The sequence below is a fragment of the Spirosoma daeguense genome (assembly GCF_054776875.1).
Genome location: NZ_BAAHBF010000008.1, coordinates 17695 through 40080, shown reverse-complemented (window position 1 = coordinate 40080; position 22386 = coordinate 17695). Strand labels below are relative to the sequence as shown.

Here is a 22386-nt window from a genome sequence, read left to right as displayed (position 1 = left end):
GCGAAACGGAGGGCCTGACTATACCATCTTCACTTCTTACTGTTTGGGATTGGTTGTTGGCGCACTTCCCGCTGCAGCTACGTTATATTTCAACTCATTATCAGGCACATCCCAGTAATCCAGAAATCTATATTCAATTGTACCGTTGGTGCTAACCTTACCCACTTTATCGACAATGACAGCCCCTTTTCGGCCACCACCACTGGCAATTGGGTCGATAACTCCCCACCGACGCGCATCATAGAACGACAAACCACGGAAGGCTAAACCTACCCGACGTTCGCGACGTAATTCCTCTTTAGCCTGATCGAGTGTCAGATTCGTACCTGCTACAGCCGCAATTCCAGCACCCTGCGCTTTCCGAACGGCGTCAATCGATTTTAAACCATCTTCGATTTTGCCCGTGTAGATTAAGGCTTCGGCTTTCATCAATTCATTTTCTTCATAGCTCCCGGCCAGATAAAGCTCGGTAGCACCAGAAGCCCGGTCGCTGATTGTGCTCACACCCGCCATTTTCTTACCGCCATCAACCAGCATCCAACGTGTATTGAATGCATTACCCCGGCTGCTTTCGCCAATCCAGGGAGAAGCCCGCTGAGTGAAGTTGTTAGCCAAACGCTGATCGCCGGTTTTGTAGTCCTGAATCAGGCGTTCACTGATTTTATACGTAGCACCTGCCGATGGATCGCCCGTTGCCTTGGCTGCTACCGTGCCAGTCTGTGGGCTCAGGAAGTCCCCATTTTCGTTTGAACGACCTGTAAATACGTTATCAGTTGCCCCAGAACCAGCATTAGCAAGAGTCAGAACCTGTCCCCATTGTGCAGCCGTCATCGTTTTTACAGGCGTATTAACCAGTATATTTCTGGCTTTCAACGTACTGATGCTACGTTTCCACATATCAGGCGTTGGTACACGCCCCAGGCCAACCTGATTGAAGGTAGGAATCAATTGCGTCATTAAAGCCGTATAATCAGTAGAACTGGCTGGCAACAACGACGCTGCTTTATCCAGATTTGCGTTTGCTTCTTCAATCAGCTTCTCTTTGGTAACGTAGTTATTGTTCGTACCATTGGCGGCACTGTTGATAATACCGGCATAATAAATTGAACCGATACGTGAATAAGCAAATCCTTTCCACCAATACGCCCAGGCTTGAATCGTCGCTTTTTTGGCAGCGGCATCGCCCGTAAACGCCACTGTTTCTGACAGAGCCAGCACTTTATTCATCTGACTATTGAGCGAGTACATATACCACCATTCGTGAAATAGCGGATTTGACCCCTGATTCGAGTTTACATTCGCCTGACGGATGAGTGCGTATTGCGTATTGGGAGCATTCGGATTCAGCACTTTTGTCCCATCATCCATAATCACATAGTCAGGCGCACCAATCTGATTACCGAACTGGTTGGCAGCTTCTTCGCCAACAATATCACCCATGAGTTCATGAAAGCCCATTGCTCCCGACCAGAAATAGCCAGGAACTCCATCGTATAAACTCGTCTGAATTTCCTTGGCACCGTTGATATACGCAGCCCCCTGCGCCAAATTGATAATTCCTGATTCGGTATTGGCACTGCTAACGGTGGGCTGGTTTGGATTTTTTACATCCAGTTGCTCTTTGCAGGATGTTGCAAAGCCCAGCACTAGGGCAGCTACTAAAATATGTATCTTTTTCATTGATAAGTTGCTGGTGATTTGATGAATAATGTATGGTAACTGATGAATATAGACCTGATAATCAGTCGACAATTCATCAATCATTATTCATTGTACATTTATAACCCAATGTTCAGCGTAGCCTGATACGAGCGCAGGTTTGGCATTGTATTGTGATCAGTACCCCGATCCCAAGCCGAACTACCTGTTCCAGAGCTTACTTCCGGATCGAAGCCTGTATACTTCGTAAAGGTCAGCAGGTTACGACCCGACAATACGAGCTGCGCCCGACGTAGCACCGGAACGTTCACTACTTTACTCAGATCAAAACCAATCTGCACATTCCGCAACCGAACAAATGAAGCGTCTTCGTAGAAATAATCTTTGGTACCATTCGCCTGACGCTGTGCGTACACTCCCCGATAGAAAGCCGTCCAGGCACCCGTTTGCCCATCAATCGTAATTGGGTTGGCGTAGTCGGCATGAATACCATCACGATACATCCATTCTTTCGTCTGGTTGTAGATGTGGCTACCCTGCACCCAATCGAACTGGAAGCCGAACGTCAGGAAATTTTTAAAGGTAAAATCGTTGATGAACGACATATTGAATGTCGGGTTCGGATCACCAAAGCTGTATTTGTTTGCCGAAAAGTAAGGCTGTTTTGTCGCCTTGCTTACCACAATACCATTACTGGCTACAGTATATTGGGACTGCTGATCGGCCGGGATGTACAGGTTGCCGCTTGGGTCGCGCTGATCGAGTGCGTGAACAGTAATGTAACCATACAACTGTCCAATTTTTTCACCCGCTTTCAGTACGTAGTTCGAACTACCCGCGCTCGACAAAACAACCACTTCAGCATTGTTTTTAACAGCCGAAATCTTCGAAGTCTGCCGTCCAAAATTGGTTGTCAGATTCCAGGAGAAATCTTTCGTCCGAACAATCGTTGCGTTCAACGATGCCTGAAAACCATTGGAAGCCAGCGAGAAGGCATTGTCTTTGATAGAGTTGATACCCGCCGATGGAATGCCACTTACGTCAAAAATTGCATTTTTGGTTGAGCGGTCCCAATACGTAGCCGATAACCGTAGACTGCTTAGCCAGTTCGATGTTTTCGAGGGCGTCAGCGCCAGATCGGCACCGATTTCCAGCTCCGACGATACTTCTACGTCCAGATCAGGATTAGGTTGACTAGCTGGAATATAAAAAGCATTTGTGGTTCCCAACGTAACAGTATTTAGCACCTGATAACGATCGAACGGCCGGGGCTGAATACCCGCCTGACCATAAGCTGCCCGTATTTTCAACTCTGGAAAAAAGCCTGATAATGCGCCATTTTCCCAGAATTTGAGTGCCGATATACGGAAATACGCATCTCCACGCGGGAACGTGAATGGCTTTGAACCGCTACCAAATGCCGACGAATAATCGGTACGGAAACCACCCGAAACGCCAGCCAGATCACCATAATCAATACGTTGGTTTACTACGTATCCATACGTAATAAATGGTTCAGTATAATCACCACCGCCAGGCAAACCTGCCCGGCCAGCACTTGGAGCCACTACGCCCGGAACCCGGAATATCGACGATTGTGCCGCCGTAAAGGGATCGTAGGTTGGTAAACCCAGCGTGTATGTATAGAACTGATGGAAATTTCGATTGCGGTAGTCAAACGCCAGTTGCGTTGTTGTCCGGATGGGTACGTTAAGCTTGAAATCGTTCTGAAAATCGGTATTGATAAACGCGCTGGCCAAGAAGTTCTGATACGTCGTGGTCATGCTGTTATTATCGATTTCGCCCGCCGGGCTATTCGCAAAATAACCCCGATACTGGTTATTACTCGACGCGATTACGTTCCGGACTTTCGTCTGATTCGGATAGGTCGTGTTAATTTCCTGCTTCGAGTAGTTAACGCCGTATTTGGCATCGAGCGTAATAAACTTGTTGATGTTATAATTCAGGTTAAAGTTTTGAATTATATCCACTTTATTGTCTTTATTGTTCGTAAACTTCTGCCAGTAACTCGGGTTGTTGTGGTTCACGCCAATGGCATCGCCATAGTAAACACCCGGATTTCCGTCGGGATCCAACGCCGAGAAATCGGCAAATGGGCGTGCATTGTTTACGGCATACAGAATAAGCCGGTCGTTGGTTTTGATAGTACTTTTGGTGTAAACCAGTTGCGTGGTTGTGCGGAACGTCAACCCTTTCGCCAACTGAATACCAATGTTCGACAGCAAGTTGCTACGTTGGTAATTGCCGTTATTGATGACGTTACTCTCCTGCTGATTGTTCGAAACAGAGAATGCAAAATCAACTTTATCGCTACCTCCCGACAGGGCAATGCTATTGTTATACGTATTGGAGGGCTTGAAGAAATAAGCGTAGTGATCGTAATATTTCAGGTTAGCCGTATATGGTTTATCGGCCGTGTTGGTAACAACGAGCGGGTCATACAGTACGTTGCCGTTGTAACGTAGTGTATTGGCGTCGAATTGAAGCGGTGAATAAATAGGATTTTTGTTGGCATCCGTACCCGACTGATACACAGCGTTTCCCTGTGCATCTACCTGAAACCCATGAGATTTTGCCTTTGCTAAGCCCCCTACGTTCAGGAATTCACTACGTGTAATACTCGACGATACGTCGATGTTCAACCGCCCCGATTTTCCTTTCTTGGTAAATACCTGAATAACCCCGTTGGCTCCTTGTGCCCCATACAACGTAGCGGCAGCCGCCCCTTGCACAATCTCAACCCGATCAATTGTATTTGGATCGATACTGCTTAGTAGAGCTGTAGGGTTGTTGTTGAGGTTACCGTTTGAGTCGTAGTTTGTAGCATCTACCTGTACGCCGTCAATCAGCAGAATAGGCGCTGTGCCCCGGTTGATGGTGTTAATACCACGTAGCACGATGTTTACGGGTGCACCGGGCGTACCATTTCCACTCGAAATCTGTGCACCAGCAATTTTACCAACCAATGCCTGATCAATAGAGGCCGTTGGGGTTTGGGGTAAGTTTTTTGATGAAACGGCATCAACAGCGATACCTAATTTTCGTTTGTCGGTTGCAACACCAACTCCTGTTACAACTACCTCGGAAAGTTGTCGATTATCGGAGGTCAGCTTTACGTCAACTACTGATTGGTTACCTACAGGAACCTCCTGAGAAGCTACACCAACAAAACTGAATACTAACGTAGCGTTGCCGGTACCCGGAATCTCAATACTATATGCTCCACTGGCATCGGTGTTGGTCCCCTTTGAAGTGCCTTTCACTAAAACCGAAACGCCTGGCAAGGGTAGGTTATCTTCGGCCGACGTAACCTTACCTGTAACTCGCCGATCCTGCGCCCATGCCGCCGACCCGAACGAGCATACCAGCAAGAAAAATACTGATAGAATTCTACTCATAGTACGTCAAATTTTATGTTGAAAAGTTATTTTGTGACGACAAAACTATAAGTAAAAAAAGACAACACAAATTTTTTACAATTCATGTACCGAATTAATATTTTACCTTAAAGGCATTTTTTAGAATATTATTTCTCTTTTTAGGCCAATTGTAAATTAATCAATTGAAGTATACACCAACTTTTCAAACAGTACAAAATATTATATTACTAAGTAATTATACTATATTTTTTACGCACTTCAAATAATTCAATTACTCAAAAGCAAGAAGATAAAGACAAAATTTCTACATAAAAGTTGCACTATTTATCGTCACTTTATATAGGCGGTTAAAACAGCTATCTGATCGGCTGACGACTTCTGTTTTATATGCTTAAATCTGGCCTTATATCAAGGATAGGCCATTTCATTAGCTCCAGAACATAAAAAGGCTGCCCAATTTAGAGCAGCCCTTTTGCCAGATTTTATGCGTAATACAACTTGTTTCAGGTCTAATTCACTACGTTCACCCGGTAGAAAAATGGTGAACTATAGAAAGCACCGCCCGTGATGTTAGCACCCGTATTGGCAGCCGAAAACGATCTACCATTTGTCAGTTTCATAGTGCCATTAATCTCGAATCTGTCGCCGTTGGCAATGTTGGCGTCTGTCAGTTTGGTTGCTGTTAACGCTTCCGTACCCGTAACGGTAATCGTCGTACGTGGATAGCCAGTTGTGGCATCCTTCGCAAAAGCCGAAGCTGGAATCGATTTCAGGGAAACGGTTGTAGAAGCCGTTGTACCATTGGCTGGTGTTGCATCTACAAACCGGATTGTCAGGTCATACGATGCCAGCGCAGCGCCCATGTTTGGCGTAACGGCTTCGGCCACAAACTCCATTTTTGTGCCGCTCATATTCGCCTTGCTCACGCTAAAAGTAGTATTACCAACCGGATATGGCGAAACCGTGCGGATATAGCCGCCGTTTTCCATATCCGCTTCATTAATACGCGTAATCATATCGGTTTTACAGGCCATCGCAAGCAAACTTGTGAAGGCAAGAACTAAACAATTTTTCATCATGAATTGCATTTTGAACTCGTTCATGTTTCAACAATATCATCAGCAAGAGCTTACTTCAATAACCCACTTGAATTACTATCCCAGAAAACTGGCGTTGTGAGGTTCGCTTTTTGCTTCGCATTCGAATTCCGTGTAATGTAAGTGGCCGGATAGTAATACGTCCGGGGGAACGAACCGGGGTTTGCATCAAGGGCAGGCTGCTGATTCGATGGTTTACCCGTACGACGATACAGGTTATACGATTCGATACCGTTGCCGTATAGGGCCAGCCAGTATTCTTTCGCAATCACGTTCAGTTTTGCATCGTCGGTAGTAGCGGCATCGTAATCGGCCATTACTTTCGTTACGTATTTGGTCACTTCATCAGCCCATACGAAGTTTTTGGCCGTTTCGAACGTACTGATTTTACCACTTTCGATAGTACCCAACGCGTGCGCCCGTACATCGGCCATCGACTTTTCAACTGCCGATTTCAGTAAATCTTTCGCTACGCCCGTGGTGCCCATCGTCAGCGCCGATTCGGCCAGCATGAAATCGACAAAGGAGCGCATAATGATCGGATGTATCCCCACTCCACCGGCACCTGCACCCAATGACACCGGTACACCTGCATCATTGTCATACAATCCACCCGCCGGATATAAACCCCAGGCTGTTCTGAGCAAGCCATCTGGTGGAATACCTTCGTTGCTCAAATGGTCGCGGCCCCAATACCCTACGCTTGTGGGCAGGCAGAACACATCAGCATCTGTATAATGTGCAGGTTTGGTGTTTGTAATGCAACGTAGCGCGTTTACATCAGTTGGATTCCGAACCGTTTGCCGATAGAAATAAAACCGAGTACGTGGGTCCTGAAATCCTTTTGATGAATACAAAGCGCCCATGTACGAGTTCGACTGATAATCGCCACCGCCCGTTGGTGAATATTGGCCAGCGTAGCGCGGATGGCGCGTATCGGGGTTGGTCAGGTTCGAGCCAAATTTGAACGTAAAGTTCTGTGTAGCCGTCGTAACGAGTTTGTTACCCGCAATCAGTGCGTTAATCGCCGTGGTAGATCCAGCTTTATCAATTAACCGACGGTTCAGATACGCTTTCAGTTTGAGCGAATTCGCGGCACGTATCCAGTTATCGGTATTACCCGCATAAATCAGGTCGCTGTTGGCGCCGGTTTTCGACGTAGCACCAAAGTTGGCAATGGCCTTATCCAATTCGGCAAGTGCTGCGGTATAAATAGCGTCTGCTTTATCAACATTTGGGTTAAAATTGGCAGCATCAATAGCCTGAGTGTACGGAATATCGCCAAAGGCATCCACCAGATTGAGCAGAACCGACGCCCTCAGCGTGCGCGCAATACCCGCATGAACAAACAATTCACCCGCTTCGGCCAATGGAATCATCGTTTTCACGTCGGTCATCAAACCCGCATAAGCCGTATTCCAGGCCCCATCGAAGTTGGTAGGCGACACTGCATTTTCGTAGATGGCGGAGCCCTGATTGAGCATACGCGTCAGACGCATACCCGGATCACTCATTTGGTTGAAGTGATCTTTGTAGCCTACCTCAATTGAGTTAAGCAGGTAATTTATATCGGTGTTGCTGGTCGTTACGGCATTCGGATTGTCGAGCAAATCCAGTTTGCACGAACTGACAACGACCACACACAGCAGTACGGCAAGTGTGCTTAATTTCTTTATCATCTTCAGATTTTGTAATCAGAGTAGCCCGCGATTGTGCGTTTACACAGTCCGTAGCGCTAGTCTTTGGTTAGAATGTAATCTTCAGCGTGCCACCTAAACGACGAGCACTCGGCCCCGTCAGGAATTCAAAGCCAAGGCCATTTCCTACGCCCAACCCAAGGTTGTCGGTATCGAAATTTAACCCTTTGGGGAAATGCAGGGCGCGATACCAGAGGTTATTGCCGGTTACCGACAGCGACGCTCCTTTGATCTTCAATTTGCTCAGAAAAGCTTTGGGCAACTGATAACCGAGCGAAACTTCTTGCAGTCGAATGGTTGAGCCATCGTACATACGACCTTCATCGCCAAAGAAATAGTAGTTATTGAAGTAGAAATCGGAGTTGGTAATCTGAATGTCGTTGGGCGTACCGTCCGAATTCTTAACACCGGGAATAATCATCGTCTGATTCCGGTCAACACCAGCATCGCGTCCGTTCTTAGTATCGATAAGTCCACGACCCAGCAAGGCGCCTGCCGAGGTTGAATACATAGCACCGCCGTGACGATAGGCCAGCATAACGCTCAGCGAAAATCCTTTATAGCTGAATTCGTTGATCAGGCTCGATGTAAACGCCGGGTTTGGATTACCCAGAATAGTCGGCGACGTAGTGGTGAGGAGATAGCCCTGCCCATCGATCAGATACTGACCTTGTTCGTTACGTCGGTAGCCCGTCCCTTTTATTACGTTAAACGGCTGACCAACAATAGCATAGTTACCTAACGTACCGCCAAAACCGGAGATTTGTACTTCCTGCAACGTACCGCCTAAATCCAGTACTTTCGGTACGTTCCGCGAGAACACACCGGTAACATCCCAAGAGAAACCACCCGATTTGATGGCGTTTCCGGATACGCTGATCTCAAGCCCGGCATTCTGAATTTTACCGATGTTGATCGTAGTAGCCGTATAGCCAGTCGATGCGTCAAGTGGCGTATTGGTAATCAGATCGCGGGTGGTACGTTGATAGGCCGTTACGTCAAAGCTAAGACGGTTGCGAAACAGTCGACCTTCCACCCCAAACTCTACTTCCGTATGCAATTCGGGTTTCAGGTTCGGGTTACCCAGTACGTTGTCCACAGAATGGGTTTGTACCGTAGCACCTGACGCATTTAGCCAGCCACGGGCGCTCTGATTCAGAACGCTACGTGTGCTATAGGGGTTGGGGAAACCGGCCGACGTACCAATACCGGCTCTGAGTTTTAGGAAGCTCAGAACACTATTATTCTGCAAGCCTTCAAACGCCGACGTTGGTACAAACGAAACGCTTCCCGACGGGTAGAAAATCTGACGATTGGCCATTTCTACAGTCGACGTCCAGTCATTACGAGCTGCTACGTTCAGGAACAGGTAGTCGTTGATATCAGCCGTAATTTCACCGAACACCCCGATACGGGTCTGTTCAACGGTGCCATCAATAGCTTGATTATCAATAAAATTATTGTGTCGAAACAGATTGCGGGCCAGTTGGTTCTGACTCACTACGTATTGGTAACGAGTCTTGTCATTCCGCATGTTACCACCCAACCGGGCCGACAGCGTGAAACGTTCGCCAATTGGTTTGTTATACGAGATGATGGCGCTGTTGTCCCAAATGGTGTTACTGACATCGTACGTATTGTAAAAACCATTCACAAAATCGACCCCACCTTTGTTGAATTTGTACTCCTGATTTTCCGAATACGTATCCAGACCAACTTTATAAAGCAGAACCAGGTCTTTCGCTATATCATACGTCAGGTTAGTTGTGGTGAAGAAGCGGTTAACTACTCCCGTTGTTTTGTAATTGGCCAGAATCCAGCGCGGGTTTGGAATATCATTGCCCGACCGGAAATAAACCGTGCTTCCATCAACCGGACTTTCGTACGGCCAGCCCATCAAATCGACCTGACGCGGGGTGAACATTACGTTCGCCAGCACAGACGGAAACCCGCCTAACGAGTTGTTACCTTGCCCGGCACTCAGCGGAGGGGAATACTGGTCGGTGTTGGCGAAGTTGAGCGAGGTATTGATCGATACTTTTTTGCTTAGCTGCGCCCGCATACCCGCACCAAGATTGAGCCGGGTCAGTCCATTTTCTGGAATGTAACCCTGCTCTTTATTGTAACCAACCGACAAGTTATAGCCAACTTTTTCACTGCCACCCGACAAATTGAGCGACGTATTGGCGATAACCCCCGTCCGGAAAAAATCCTTTACGTTGTCAGGGAAGACCTGCATTTTATACGCACCGAGCGACGTCACATAAGGCGCCATAGCCGAACGTAGCGCGGCATTGGTCAGAAACGCATAGGGATGCTGCGTCAGCGCGGTGTTCGTATTTTGCGACGGATAGGCCAAAGCCTCAGCCAAAGTTGGGCCAAAGTTACTGAAGAAATAACCCAGATTCTGCTGAAAACCACCCACATAATTATTCTGATACGTAGGCAGATGCGCTGTATTTGTGAATACCGATTGGGTTATGGAGAACTCTGTTGGGCGGGCTTTCTTGCTGCCGTTTTTGGTCGTCACCAGAATTACTCCGTTACGTCCCTGATCGCCATACGTAACGGTGGCCGCCAGTCCTTTCAGGACGCTGATGTTCTCAATGTTGTTTGGGTCAATGTCCAGAAAACGGCTTGAAGCTGATTGGCTACCACCCGTGAAACCACCCTGACCCGCCAATCCACCACGTGTATTTGTGCTGGAGTTAAACGGCACGCCATCGACCACAAATAGCGGCTGCGTGGAACCCGTAATCGACGAAAATCCGCGAATGTTGATGCTTGTACCCGTACCCGACACACCCGACGTAGCAGTGATGTTGACGCCCGGAATTTTGCCCTGCAACACCCGGCCAACATCGGCCTGCGGACGGTCTTCGATGAGCTTGTTTTCTAACGTAGTGACGGCATAGCCCAGCGCTTTTTTCTCCCGAACAATGCCTTGTGCCGTTACTACTACTTCCTGAAGACTTTTGGCATCGGCCGTCAGCTTAACATCTACAATGGATCGGTTTCCGATTACGATTTCCTGCGGAGCCGTCCCCACAAAGCTAAAAACCAATGTACCTGCCGAAGGAGGTGCAACAATGGAATACTTTCCGTCGGCATCCGTATTGGTTCCACGCGAGCCCCCTTTCAGAACAACCGATACGCCGGGCAATGGGGAGCCATCTTCGGCAGCGGTTACTATTCCTGTAATTGTTCGTTCCTGGGCCCACAACGGTACCCAGAGCGAGCATACCATAAGTATACTCACTAGTAAAATTTTCCTCATTCCAGCTCTAGATTAAGTTAAGAAAGATTACACTTTAAGCAAAGCTATTAAAAGCAAATTAAAGAGCAAATAATCTGTAAAGATTATCTAAAACCGTCTATTATTTTATATTAACTACTATTCATGGAATATTATTCTTATTATAATTATTTTTATAAATAGTTATAAATACTCAGTTTTAATCATAAATTAATTTAGAAAACATGGATAAAAATACTCTAAAATAAATATCCATTCTGAATAACTTTTTTTTAAGCGAAGGATCATTTACAAACAAAAATCGCCGGACTCTCTAAGCCCGGCGATTTTTGTTTGTAATCTATTTTATCCCTCCCTACGTCAGCGAAATCACCGAACGGCCCAGTTCTTTTTCAATAGTTGACGCCAGAGAACGTGTATGCTGATAACCAATCCGAAACAACTCCCGCGTTTTGCTGATATCTGTAGTACTATACTCGGCTAGTTGAGGTGGCTCAATCAATACGTTGCATTTGGCAAACCGTTCTTTGGTTTTGCTCTGCACGGCCAGCACCAGACTTCGTTCAATAACGCCCCGCATTGAACGGATTGGTTTTCGAGGACCCAAAACATTGCAGTGTGACCCAATCAGATAATCAACTTTACCTTCCAGAACCTCAACCGGCAAATTATTCAATACTCCCCCATCGACGTACTGCCGTTTGTTAATCAGGAATGGTTCGAAAATACCCGGTAAACAGCACGATGCCAGCACCGGACGTATCAGTTCGCCCGAATTGAAAATAACCTGTTCGCCCTCGTTCAGGTCAACGGCCACTACGTGCAACGGAATCTGCAAACCTTCGAACGTATCGTGCGGAATATGCTTTTTGTAGATGTCGACAATCGTATCGAGACGTAGTAACCCCATCCGGTTCCAGGCCGGGCGGATGTGGCGCACAAACGACGACGCTTCAATAATTTTCAAACTCTCTTCGGGCGAATATCCCTGCGCAATAAACGCTCCGGTAATAGCTCCAGCGCTCGTTCCCGAAATCTGGTCAAACTTGATGCCCATTTCCTGAAGTGCCTTAATAACACCTAAATGAGCAATTCCTCGTGCCCCTCCTCCTGATAATACTAATCCAACTTTCATAACGTACTGCTCTATTCGATTTGATAACGCTACGTTTCAGCGGTTGGTTTGTGATGTGGTTGCTTTATAAGAACTCCGTTAATTTTCCTGTCTCTTTGATTCGAATTCCTCGTTCAGTTACGTCAACGGTTGCGGCTTCAGTTATGGGATCATGTTCAAAAACCAGTATCCAGTTTTCGGCGGCAGCCTGTTGCAATAAGGCAGCTTTTTCGTCCATCGTCAACAGCGGACGTACATCGTAACTCATTACGTAAGGCAACGGAATATGTCCCGATGATGGAATCAGGTCAGCCATGTAGGCCACACTACGTCCATTTATCTGAAAAATGGGTAACGTCATTTTTTCGGTATGGCCGTCTACGTAGTGTAAATCAATATCAGTAAACGGGAACGAATTTTCGGTCAGAAAACGTAGCTGGCCGCTCTCTTGCAGCGGCATAATATTTTCGCGTAAAAACGACGCCTTTTCGCGTGGATTCGGATGAACCGCCCATTGCCAGTGCGCCGGGTGAACCCAATACGTAGCATTCGAAAAAACAGGACTTAATTTGTCGTCAGTGCGTTTCACAGCTCCGCCTACGTGGTCGAAATGGAGGTGCGTTAGCAATACGTCAGTTACGTCTGCTACGTCATAACCAGCCGCTCGGATTGAGGAAAGTAGCGTGGCGTCGCCGTGAAGATCGTAGTGCCCGAAAAATTTGGCATCCTGTTTATTGCCAATGCCTGTATCGACGAGTAGCAATCGATTTTCGGATTCATAAAGCAGGCAACGCATGGCCCAGGTACAGCGATTCTGTTCATCGGCTGGATTCAGTCGTTGCCACAGCGGTTTCGGTACGACACCAAACATGGCTCCGCCGTCGAGTTTAAACAAACCAGTATCAAGAGTTTGGAGAGACATAAATACGTCAATACGATTTCTGGCAAGTTAGGATTTTCTGACTACTACCGCTTACGACCTGAGTAAACTCGTTTGCTTAAGCTCACTTTATCAAACAAACCAATAGGCAGTTCTATTCGTACATTTGATTACGTTAACTGTTTACCCTATGAAACGTATCGTTCATAAGCATCCGCTGGCCATTCGGTGGTTTCACTGGATCAACTTTCCGGTGTTGTTTGTCATGATCTGGAGCGGCCTGTTGATTTACTGGGCCTACGATCCATACAAAATCCAGATTGGCGACTACGTACTGGTGTCGTTCTTTCCCGACGGGTTTTATAAAGCGCTGGGCGTACCGCGTCGACTGGCCGAAGGCATGGCGTGGCATTTTGTGTTCATGTGGATTTTTCTGCTGAACGGGTTGCTATATGTTGGCTATACGTTTATTTCGGGCGAATGGCGGCATCTGCTTCCGAACCGACATTCGTTCAGAGAAGCGATTCAGGTAACGCTCTACGATCTGGGTTTACGGAAAACCCAGCCACCATTTATCAAGTACAATGGTGCACAGAAAATTGCCTATTCGGCTATTATGGTGATGGGCATTGGCTCTATTCTGACTGGATACGCAATTTACAAACCCACGCAATTTTCGTGGATCACTACGTTGCTGGGAGGTTATAAAGCAGCCCGACTCGAGCATTTTATCTTGACGCTTGGTTACGTTGTTTTTTTCGTTATTCATATTGGACAGGTAATTCGAGCCGGCTGGCAAAACTTTCAGTCGATGGTTACGGGTTTCGAAATCGTGAAAAAGCATGACCCCAACCGACCAATTGTGGATAAACCTGTTGATAAACAACCTGATTCTCCAACCGATTCGCCCGTTGAGCCGATCAATAAACCTGCTTTGTCATGAGCCAATCCGAAAAATCATCTACGAAGGAGCCGGAATTACCCGAATCGGATGTTCCTGAATCAGCAGTACGCCGGAACGTGTTAAAATCGTTTGGCTGGTTTGCACTCGCATCGGCCGTTCCGGTTGGCGTTTACGAATGGATAAAGCACAGTCCCGGTGCACAGGGAGTCAAGCGGCCGCTACGGAAAGTGCTGGAAGCCAACGAACAAATTGCCCGTACGTACTTCAGCGATACGCATCTGGTTCCAACGTTTCCGGTTACTGAAGCCGCCAAGAATGCGCGTGTAAATGGCTACGATGGGATTAAAACACCTGTTCCCGAAGATTGGAAATTACAGATAGAAAGCCCCGGCAAGCAACCTTTTTCGCTAACGATCGACGATGTGAAAGCATTGCCCAAACACGAAATTGTTTTCAATTTCAAATGCATTGAAGGCTGGAGTCAAGTGCAACATTGGGGTGGTGCACGGCTGTCTGATTTCATGGAAAAATACCAGATTGGGGCCCGGCCTGGACGGGCACGTAGCGGTAACGCGCCCAATCCCGATAACACGACCGACTTATTTCGCTACGTTGGTCTGGAAACGCCCGACAAAGGTTACTACGTTGGCATTGACATCGAAAGCGCGATGCACCCGCAAACTATACTGGCTTATGAGCTAAATGGTGAGCCCATCAATGCTCCGCACGGTGCACCGCTACGCCTGATCATTCCGGTAAAATATGGCGTAAAAAACCTGAAACGTATTGGCCGGATGTTCTTCTCCGACGAAAAACCCCGCGATTTCTGGGCCGAACGAGGTTACGATTACTACGTTGGGTTGTGATTTACCACCCCCCCCCTCCTAAAACAGGAGGGGTCACACAGAGAATCACTTGTTACCTTACTTTGAACTTGAATTAACGACCAGCGGTGGTCTTTGAAAAAGCCCTCTCCTGTTTTAGGAGGGGGTTGGGGGTGGTTGATTTCCTTTGAAATTTTCTTCAATGACTTTCAGTACGTAATCAATTCGTTGAAATACGTCATCGTTCCGAAATCGGAGTATTTTAATACCCAAAGTTTCAATCGCTTTCTGTCGTTCTGAATCATAGATTTTGACCTCAGACGTATCATGTATATGTCCATCTAACTCAATAGTCAGTTGTTCGGATGGACAATAGAAATCCAGAATAAAATAACCAACACTATGCTGTCGACGAAATTTACGCCCCGCAAGTTGGCTACCTTTCAGAGATTGCCATAGTTGTTTTTCTGCTTCCGTAGCATCGTTACGTAACGACTGACGAATGGGTTTCAGAATCTTTAAATTGTTCAGTTGGCCATCACTCATTGCCTCATTCTGTTTGACTTCTAATCTAATTGATTTTACCACCCCCAACCCCCTCCTAAAACAGGAGGGGACATGCAGAGATTGACTTATTCCCTTATTCTTAGCCTGAGTCAACGACCAGCGGTGGTCATTGAGAAAGCCCCCGCCTGTTTTAGGAGGGGGTTGGGGGTGGTAAAATCCACCATTAACCATTACACCTGATCAGACGCCGACAATTTCATCAACACAATACCGGCCAGAATCAGTAAAGCTGCTGCGATACGCATAAGACTAACGCCTTCGCCCAGCCAGATAATACCGACAATAAAAGCGCCAACGGCTCCGATTCCCGTCCAGATGGTGTAGGCTGAACCAAGCGGTAATGATCGCATAGCTACAGACAAGAGGCCGAAACTGGCGGCCATCGCCACAAACGTAATGAGTGAAGGAATCAATCGGGTGAAGCCTTCCGACTGTTTCATGGAATAAGCCCAAACGACCTCTAAGATTCCGGCAAGTGTCAAAAATACCCAGGCCATAATGTCCTATATTGGGTTTAGTCGGGTCGTCCCAACGTTATTCCCAATACGGGGGAGGTCGTCCTCCAGAGTCATTATCTGAATGGTTTCAGATGAATGATGATGCAAAAATACGACTTAAATTATAGCCTACACAACAACAGGATTACTGCGTCATTTTCTTCAGAAGGCCAAAGAAACTTTTCTTACGTTCCGACGTAATACCCCAATCGGCGGGCATGCTCTGGTATCCATCCTGAAAGGATTCGTCCTTCATCCGATAGTCGAAATAGCCCCACGATGCATGTTGCTCGGTAGCCGCCATAAAATTGTTTATGGGCTGATCGAAGTTAAAATGGTCATCTTCGTTGAAAACAATCGGGCTACTTTTATAGCTGGCATTTGCCCGAACCGATTTTACCATGCTGGTGATTTTGGCCGGATCTTTTACCGAGTTTCCGTGAATCAATACGTAGTCGACCGCTTTTAATACGTTATCGGTGGGCAATGTTCCACCCTGAAAACTGGTCGACACAAGTAAGCGTCTGCCCTTTTTCTGCATCGACCGAACTTGGGTAATTAATTCATGGACACGCGCTACGTCGAGAATAGCGTGGTCGTATCGTTTTTTGGTCGGACTGTTGATATCACATTCGTTATTGACCTCAACCAGTACGTTCCGATAGCCTTTGTCCAGCAACCATTGTGTAGCGTTGCGCGTAGCGGTTTTTATCGCCTTTTCATCAGTAAGATTTTGATCCTGACCGAAATAGAAATAGCCTAATATAACAACCATTCCTAGTTCGTCGGCACGATTCAGAATACGTTCCAGCCGATTCATGAAAGCCGGGTCCAACGAACCATCGGCCCGAAAGGCAGAATTCAACCAGTTCTGTACCTGCCCGCTATAGCCATACGGACTGCCACCCTGTAAGTTGAGTGTAATCGCCAGTAATCCATGCTCTCTCCAACTGGGCATGGCTGCAATAAACTCGTTGGTATTTCGGTCGGCATCCCACACACCCGTATCCGGATATTTCCAGTTCGAACGGGTTTCTGGATTCAGGTCATCAAAAATACCCTGCACCATGCGCGAGTTAGGTAACAGCCCCTCCAGCCGCATTCCGTTATACGTTTTTCCTTTCAGCGTGATTTCGTTGTTGATGTAAAAATCGTCGCCTTTGATGCTGACCGTCGTTTTACGGGTTTGTGCAGTAGCGAAGCTCGATAAGGTTAACAGAAAAACGATGCAGTGGCGAAGCATAGGAGATCATGTCTGGTAGACAGCACGTTAAAGATTCGTAACGCTTCCTGTTACTCAATCATAAACCTTCACTTATCGCCAATCACCCGCTTTACACCCTCGCACATGGCTTTGACGCGTTGGTACGAAGCCTCCGAATTATCTTCTTTATCGAGTTTAATCCGAACTTTTCCGGGATATTCTTCCAGTTCGAAACGTGTGTCGTCGTCCAACGTAGTGGTTATATCGATGTTGTCGCCTTTTACGTTGCCACTGGGTGCCATTTTTTCGTTAATAAAATCCTGCACGTGCTGACTTTTCTTTTCGTCATACTTAGCGTAAAACTCGTACGTATCGTCGGAGTCGGTTACAGCGATTTTCAGATTATGTCCGTCTGAACAGGCCAGCATGGCACTAGCTAGTAATAACCCAATGAATAATGATTTCATAGCAATGTTGTTTTACAAGGAACTATGCAATATACAGTAGTGAATCTAAAAATATCCCTCCAAACTACACAAGCGGCAGATTGGAGGGATAAATGTTTTACTACTAACCAGTTAAACGTAGCGATAAGTACGTTTAACTACGTCTGATTATAAATTCACATCCTGTTTTCCTGCTTTCAATGGTATGGATTTACCTTTCCAACGTAGCGTGCCCGCCAGATTCGTTGGTAGTGTTACGTTACCCGTTAAACCACCGGTTGGTGTTTTCTGAAACTGAACGGCTATCTCGCCGAGTGGATGCGGCATTTTTCCTTCTACCGAGGTCAAATCGCCCAGATAAGGTTCAATTTTTACGGCTTTAAAACCGGGTTCGCCCGTTCGGATGCCACAGGTAATTGACAGAAATTCGTACAAAGGCGATGCACTCCAGGCATGACAGTCTGAACGGGTGGGTTCTGGATTTTCGGCAAACGTAGTCAGCCCCATTGCCAGCATGTCGCGCCAGGGCTTTAACTGAGCAATGAACTGATCGCCCAAACCCGTTTTTTTGAGCGCTTCGAACAGGTAAAATTTGAAATAGAACGTGGCTTGGGTAAGCGAATCCGGGCCGACGGTCATCGTTTTTTGAAGTAAGGCCGCCTGCTGGTCATACGTTACAGCGTTGGTCAGAACCGCCAGAATATTAGCGTGCTGACTGTAACTATTCTTACCAGACTGACCAGCCGGAATAAGGGGCGTATCGGCAAATAAGCCTTTACTGGCGTCCCAACATTGCGCATAAACCGCTTTATTCAGCCGACGACCGAGTTCTCGATAATATTCAGCCCGTTCGTTCTGACCGTAGTGCGACAGCAAATCGGCCGCCCGGAAATACGTGTAAGCCTGTTGGAGCGACAGAATGCTCGAACCGCCTTTCTTCGCTCCTGCCGGAACACCGCCTGCAATTTCATCTTTCGCATTCTGCCACTTCGACCAGTCCACAAAATTCCACCATTCGAGCGGGCCGTTCAAGCCAGTTTTGGCGATACGTTGTTCGTGCCAATTCAATACGCTTAGAATTCCCGGCAGCATCGATTTTACAAAATCATCGTCCTGACGATGCATCCAATAATCGTGCACCATACAAACCCAGAACAGCGAAAACGTTGGAATTACCTGAAAATCAGCAGAAGGGTACCGACTTTGCGTCAATCCATCGTTGAAACGGCTGTGGTCATAATCCAGAATTGCCTTACGCATCAACCGGTCATCGCCCGCTACGTAGAGCGAAATCATAGCCTGAATGCGCGTATCGCCGGTATACTGCAACTGTTCGTAATACGGGCAGTCGTAATACGTTTCACCGGCGCAAAGCCGGGCCGTTCGCCAGCCAACGTTCCAGATATTTTTCAACGTAGTATCACTGGCCGTAAACTGTGCCTTCTGCTGAAACGGATAACCTGTGTACTGACCATGTAAATCGTCCAGAACCAATGGCTCTTCTTTCGTTTCGACGGTCAGTTGTAGGTAACGATACGTCCGGAACCAGAGCGGTCGAAACATCCGTTTGTCACTTCCATCGGCCACAAACTGATCATCGAAACCGCGCATGGTACGTCCTTCTACGTCGTTCCGATTGCCTTTTTTACCCTGCGCATCAATCAGCGCTTCGGCATACGACAACGTAACAACAGCGCCTTTGCCTTTACTCACCGTCAGTTCGGGATAGGCATTGGTCAGGTAGCTCTGGTCGAGCATGAAAACGGCTTTCGTATTGGCCGGAATCGTAACCGGCGATTTTCCTTGCAGGAACGTAGCATCCATTTTCGCGTTTTCACTACGTCGAACCGCATTCAGCTGGACTACGTTTTCTTCCATCATCGGAATGCTACGTGGCACTAACCCCCAGTTTCCATCCGTACCCAATCCACGCGGTTTGGTCGGAAAACCAAACGGTTTAGCGGCTACCCAATTTTTATCGTCAAACGTCGGAAGCTCCCAACCCCAGGGATATTTAGCCGCATCGACCCGGTCGCCATCGCCCATAACAATGTAGGTACGAAGTTTGGGAATATCGTTTTTAATGGGCGTATAGGCCAGATTCTGAAGCACTTTCCAGCCTGCATCGGTATTCGCCACTTTTTCAGCATCGCCATCGCCCTGCAACAGAAACCCAACCTGATAACTCATCTGCGCAAAAGGCGCACCTTCGCCCATGTACCACACCTGAGCCGCCAAAACGTTACGTCCGGCCTGAAGAAACGGAGCCAGATCGATGGTTTCGTAGTTCCAGTTTTGCAGATCGCTACGTGCCGGGCCAAGCGCAACCGATTTGCCGTTGACAAACAAGCGATACCGATTATCGGCCGATACGTGTACCACAAAATGAGCGGGTTTCTGCATCAGATCGATGGCTTTGCGGAAATGGTAAATACCATATTGGCGAGCCGGAGCAGTCGGATGAACAATCCAGCGGGCAGGCCAGTATTGCGTCATCCATTTCGAAGGTTCGGCAGGTGTCTGACCAAAACTCACCGAAAATGAACCGTATACGAGTGTAAGGAGGAGGAGCAGAGGTTTCATAGGTACAAAAATAATATGCAAGATAAGCGACATCTGTCCTACACTTACTGATTCTCCTAATCTGGTTGTACTTTCGCACCGGATTTCCTAACATCAGTAACCGCATGTATTTCCTTGGATTCGACCTCGGCAGCTCATCTGTCAAAGCTTGTTTAATAGATGCCAACAGCGGCAATGTTATCGCTTCGGCCTTTTACCCGCAACCCGAAATGGTTATTGAAGCCCCACAGCCGGGTTTCGCCGAACAACAGCCCGAAATATGGTGGCAAAATGCGTGTCTGGCCAGCAAGGCGGTTATGCAACAGTCGAATGTCAAACCTGAAGACGTAAAAGCCATCGGTATTTCGTATCAGATGCACGGACTGGTGGTTGTCGATAAAGAGTTTAACGTACTACGTCCTTCCATTATCTGGTGCGACAGCCGGGCCGTTCCCTACGGAAATGCCGCTTTCGACGCACTGGGACACGACCGCACCTTGCATCATCTACTGAATTCGCCCGGCAACTTTACGGCGGCAAAACTGGCGTGGGTGAAAGCGAACGAATCCGAGATTTACGCTCAGGCGGCTCATTTTATGCTTCCCGGCGATTATCTGGCAGCTCGCATGACGGGCGAAATTGTAACGACGGCTTCGGGACTTTCGGAAGGTGCCTTCTGGGATTTTCAGGAAGGTCAGCCAGCGCAGTTCTTACTCGATTATTTCGGCTTCGCTACGTCGTTAATTCCAACCATCAAACCAACGTTTGCGCCACAGGGCGAGCTATCGGCATCGGCAGCCGCCGAACTGGGTCTTGCCGCCGGAACACCCGTTACGTATCGTGCTGGCGATCAGCCCAACAATGCGTGGTCGTTGAACGTACTGGAACCGGGTCAGATTGCCGCTACTGCCGGTACGTCGGGTGTAGTGTATGGTGTAAGCGATCAGGCCAAATACGACCCACAATCACGTGTCAATACGTTCCTACACGTGAGCCACACGGTTGAAGCACCACGTTATGGTGTACTGCTTTGTGTAAACGGTACAGGAATTCTGAATAGCTGGCTGCGAAATCAGGTGCTACGTCGGTCGGTGGGGTATGACGAAATGAACGTACTGGCTCACGAAGCGCCAATCGGTGCCGATGGTCTGGTCTGTCTGCCTTTCGGAAATGGAGCTGAACGGATGCTTGAAAATGCTGATTTGGGAGCCTCGTTTCATGGTCTTCAACTGACACGACATGGCTTACCGCACATGATTCGGTCCGCACAGGAAGGTATCGTCTTTGCGCTTTATTACGGCATTCAGATTATGGAAAGCGTGGGCGTTGGTCTGCAAACGATTCGGGCGGGTGAGGCCAATATGTTCCTGAGTCCACTCTTCCGCGATACGTTGGCCAATCTGACCGGTGCTACCATCGAACTGTATAATACCGACGGTGCTCAGGGTGCAGCCCGTGGTGCCGGATTAGGATTAGGCTACTATAAAAACGCGCAGGAAGCTTTCACGGGTTTGCACGTAACGAAAACCATCGAACCCGACATGCGCGCCCAGGAAGCCTATCGCGACGCATATCAACGTTGGCTCACAGCGTTGACAGGAAAATAGTTGTTTGTTGTTAGTTTTATGTAAACATGCAATGGTATGGTCGACTACCGTCAGATTATCACAATAGAGCCCGGTAAACGTGGAGGAAAGCCCTGCATCAGAGGGATGCGTATCACCGTTGGTGATATTTTAGGCTGGCTTGCATCCGGCATGAGTATGGACGAAATCATTAGTGATTTTCCTGAGTTGACAAAAGATGATATTTATGCCAGCCTAGCCTTTGCTGCTCACAAAGAGAATTCGTTACGTATTGCGGCATGAAACTTCTTCTCGACCAGAATAATCGTTCCGGGTTGTCAAAAAATTAAAAGAACATTTTCCAGTTGTTGAAGGCGTTCGTGAAAATGGATTGTATAATCAGGATGACCGATCCATCTGGGATTTTTGTCGGCAAAACGCTTTCACAATTGTTACGTTTGATGAAGACCTTTATAATCTGACAGCTCTTTATGGGCCTCCGCCCAAAATTATCTGGCTAAGAACCGGCAACTTGACAAATGACCAAATCGTAGAATTATTGGTTCGTTATAAAGCCAATATTGATTTTTTCATCTCTGATCTGTTACAAGAAAAAGATGGGTGTTTGGCCATTTATCTGACTGGTACCATCCCTATTTAACTTTGGCTTTATATCAATCTCCCAATAAAGAGGGTTATTCACCGAATAGGGC

Annotated in this window: 16 protein-coding genes and 1 pseudogene; 5 read left to right on the top strand and 12 right to left on the bottom strand. The window is 47.3% G+C overall.

All coding sequences use genetic code 11. The features are described from left to right. Positions 1–36: 36 nt before the first annotated feature. The 7 genes from ACYVD4_RS24225 to ACYVD4_RS24195 all read right to left on the bottom strand — a co-directional run bounded on the left by ACYVD4_RS24225 (position 37) and on the right by ACYVD4_RS24195 (position 13146). The gene (locus tag ACYVD4_RS24225; RefSeq protein WP_460950138.1) at positions 37–1680 is read right to left on the bottom strand and encodes a RagB/SusD family nutrient uptake outer membrane protein; all 1644 of its coding nucleotides are present in this window, start codon (positions 1678–1680) and stop codon (positions 37–39) included. 98 nt (positions 1681–1778) lie between these two features. Then, positions 1779–5078 (bottom strand): SusC/RagA family TonB-linked outer membrane protein, encoded by a 3300-nt coding sequence (locus ACYVD4_RS24220; protein WP_460950137.1) that lies wholly within the window; start codon positions 5076–5078, stop codon positions 1779–1781. A gap of 491 nt (positions 5079–5569) precedes the next feature. Next, positions 5570–6076 (bottom strand): hypothetical protein, encoded by a 507-nt coding sequence (locus tag ACYVD4_RS24215; RefSeq protein ID WP_460950136.1) that lies wholly within the window; start codon positions 6074–6076, stop codon positions 5570–5572. 113 nt (positions 6077–6189) lie between these two features. Then, complete coding sequence (locus tag ACYVD4_RS24210) at positions 6190–7836, bottom strand: SusD/RagB family nutrient-binding outer membrane lipoprotein (RefSeq protein ID WP_460950134.1); 1647 nt, start codon at positions 7834–7836, stop codon at positions 6190–6192. 67 nt (positions 7837–7903) lie between these two features. After that, positions 7904–11131 (bottom strand): SusC/RagA family TonB-linked outer membrane protein, encoded by a 3228-nt coding sequence (locus tag ACYVD4_RS24205; RefSeq protein ID WP_460950133.1) that lies wholly within the window; start codon positions 11129–11131, stop codon positions 7904–7906. Between the two features lie 334 nt (positions 11132–11465). After that, the gene (locus ACYVD4_RS24200) at positions 11466–12245 is read right to left on the bottom strand and encodes a patatin-like phospholipase family protein (protein WP_460950132.1); all 780 of its coding nucleotides are present in this window, start codon (positions 12243–12245) and stop codon (positions 11466–11468) included. Positions 12246–12309: 64 nt separating this feature from the next. Further along, on the bottom strand, positions 12310–13146 hold the full coding sequence (locus tag ACYVD4_RS24195) for an MBL fold metallo-hydrolase (protein ID WP_460950130.1): 837 nt from the start codon (positions 13144–13146) through the stop codon (positions 12310–12312). Between the two features lie 148 nt (positions 13147–13294). On the opposite strand from ACYVD4_RS24195, the gene ACYVD4_RS24190 reads away from it, so the two are divergent. Both ACYVD4_RS24190 and ACYVD4_RS24185 read left to right on the top strand, forming a co-directional pair. Next, positions 13295–14047, top strand: a complete 753-nt coding sequence (locus tag ACYVD4_RS24190) for a cytochrome b/b6 domain-containing protein (protein WP_460950128.1) — start codon at positions 13295–13297, stop codon at positions 14045–14047. Continuing rightward, positions 14044–14874, top strand: a complete 831-nt coding sequence (locus ACYVD4_RS24185) for a molybdopterin-dependent oxidoreductase (protein WP_460950126.1) — start codon at positions 14044–14046, stop codon at positions 14872–14874. Before ACYVD4_RS24190 ends, ACYVD4_RS24185 begins: the two co-directional genes overlap by 4 nt. 114 nt (positions 14875–14988) lie before the next feature. Here the strand turns inward: ACYVD4_RS24185 and ACYVD4_RS24180 are convergent, their stop codons facing one another. The 5 genes from ACYVD4_RS24180 to ACYVD4_RS24160 form a co-directional block, all read right to left on the bottom strand. Beyond that, complete coding sequence (locus ACYVD4_RS24180) at positions 14989–15378, bottom strand: endonuclease domain-containing protein (protein WP_460950124.1); 390 nt, start codon at positions 15376–15378, stop codon at positions 14989–14991. Between the two features lie 191 nt (positions 15379–15569). Then, positions 15570–15896 (bottom strand): DMT family transporter, encoded by a 327-nt coding sequence (locus ACYVD4_RS24175; RefSeq protein WP_460950123.1) that lies wholly within the window; start codon positions 15894–15896, stop codon positions 15570–15572. A 145-nt stretch (positions 15897–16041) separates the two neighbouring features. After that, positions 16042–17139: a hypothetical protein gene (locus ACYVD4_RS24170; protein WP_460950122.1), complete on the bottom strand. Its 1098-nt coding sequence runs from the start codon at positions 17137–17139 to the stop codon at positions 16042–16044. Positions 17140–17207: 68 nt separating this feature from the next. Next, positions 17208–17567, bottom strand: a complete 360-nt coding sequence (locus ACYVD4_RS24165; RefSeq protein WP_460950120.1) for a hypothetical protein — start codon at positions 17565–17567, stop codon at positions 17208–17210. A 147-nt stretch (positions 17568–17714) separates the two neighbouring features. Continuing rightward, complete coding sequence (locus tag ACYVD4_RS24160; protein WP_460950118.1) at positions 17715–20129, bottom strand: family 78 glycoside hydrolase catalytic domain; 2415 nt, start codon at positions 20127–20129, stop codon at positions 17715–17717. 104 nt (positions 20130–20233) lie between these two features. Here ACYVD4_RS24160 and ACYVD4_RS24155 point away from each other — a divergent pair, with 104 nt between their 5' ends. The 3 genes and pseudogenes from ACYVD4_RS24155 to ACYVD4_RS24145 form a co-directional block, all read left to right on the top strand. Then, entirely contained in the window at positions 20234–21715 is a 1482-nt protein-coding gene (locus ACYVD4_RS24155; protein ID WP_460950117.1) for a xylulokinase, read from the top strand. 36 nt (positions 21716–21751) lie between these two features. Beyond that, positions 21752–21976, top strand: coding sequence for a DUF433 domain-containing protein (locus tag ACYVD4_RS24150; protein ID WP_460950115.1), 225 nt, complete (start codon positions 21752–21754; stop codon positions 21974–21976). Between the two features lie 82 nt (positions 21977–22058). Then, a pseudogene (locus ACYVD4_RS24145) lies at positions 22059–22334 on the top strand (DUF5615 family PIN-like protein); the annotation flags it as partial. Between the last annotated feature and the right edge of the window lie 52 nt (positions 22335–22386).

Excerpts from the sequence above, each read along its gene's own strand:
- ACYVD4_RS24225 (WP_460950138.1), bottom strand. The coding sequence starts at position 1,680 with ATGAAAAAGATACATATTTTAGTAGCTGCCCTAGTGCTGGGCTTTGCA.
- ACYVD4_RS24220 (WP_460950137.1), bottom strand. The coding sequence starts at position 5,078 with ATGAGTAGAATTCTATCAGTATTTTTCTTGCTGGTATGCTCGTTCGGG.
- ACYVD4_RS24215 (WP_460950136.1), bottom strand. The coding sequence starts at position 6,076 with ATGATTACGCGTATTAATGAAGCGGATATGGAAAACGGCGGCTATATC.
- ACYVD4_RS24210 (WP_460950134.1), bottom strand. The coding sequence starts at position 7,836 with ATGATAAAGAAATTAAGCACACTTGCCGTACTGCTGTGTGTGGTCGTT.
- ACYVD4_RS24205 (WP_460950133.1), bottom strand. The coding sequence starts at position 11,131 with ATGAGGAAAATTTTACTAGTGAGTATACTTATGGTATGCTCGCTCTGG.
- ACYVD4_RS24200 (WP_460950132.1), bottom strand. The coding sequence starts at position 12,245 with ATGAAAGTTGGATTAGTATTATCAGGAGGAGGGGCACGAGGAATTGCT.
- ACYVD4_RS24195 (WP_460950130.1), bottom strand. The coding sequence starts at position 13,146 with ATGTCTCTCCAAACTCTTGATACTGGTTTGTTTAAACTCGACGGCGGA.
- ACYVD4_RS24190 (WP_460950128.1), top strand. The coding sequence starts at position 13,295 with ATGAAACGTATCGTTCATAAGCATCCGCTGGCCATTCGGTGGTTTCAC.
- ACYVD4_RS24185 (WP_460950126.1), top strand. The coding sequence starts at position 14,044 with ATGAGCCAATCCGAAAAATCATCTACGAAGGAGCCGGAATTACCCGAA.
- ACYVD4_RS24180 (WP_460950124.1), bottom strand. The coding sequence starts at position 15,378 with ATGAGTGATGGCCAACTGAACAATTTAAAGATTCTGAAACCCATTCGT.
- ACYVD4_RS24175 (WP_460950123.1), bottom strand. The coding sequence starts at position 15,896 with ATGGCCTGGGTATTTTTGACACTTGCCGGAATCTTAGAGGTCGTTTGG.
- ACYVD4_RS24170 (WP_460950122.1), bottom strand. The coding sequence starts at position 17,139 with ATGCTTCGCCACTGCATCGTTTTTCTGTTAACCTTATCGAGCTTCGCT.
- ACYVD4_RS24165 (WP_460950120.1), bottom strand. The coding sequence starts at position 17,567 with ATGAAATCATTATTCATTGGGTTATTACTAGCTAGTGCCATGCTGGCC.
- ACYVD4_RS24160 (WP_460950118.1), bottom strand. The coding sequence starts at position 20,129 with ATGAAACCTCTGCTCCTCCTCCTTACACTCGTATACGGTTCATTTTCG.
- ACYVD4_RS24155 (WP_460950117.1), top strand. The coding sequence starts at position 20,234 with ATGTATTTCCTTGGATTCGACCTCGGCAGCTCATCTGTCAAAGCTTGT.
- ACYVD4_RS24150 (WP_460950115.1), top strand. The coding sequence starts at position 21,752 with ATGGTCGACTACCGTCAGATTATCACAATAGAGCCCGGTAAACGTGGA.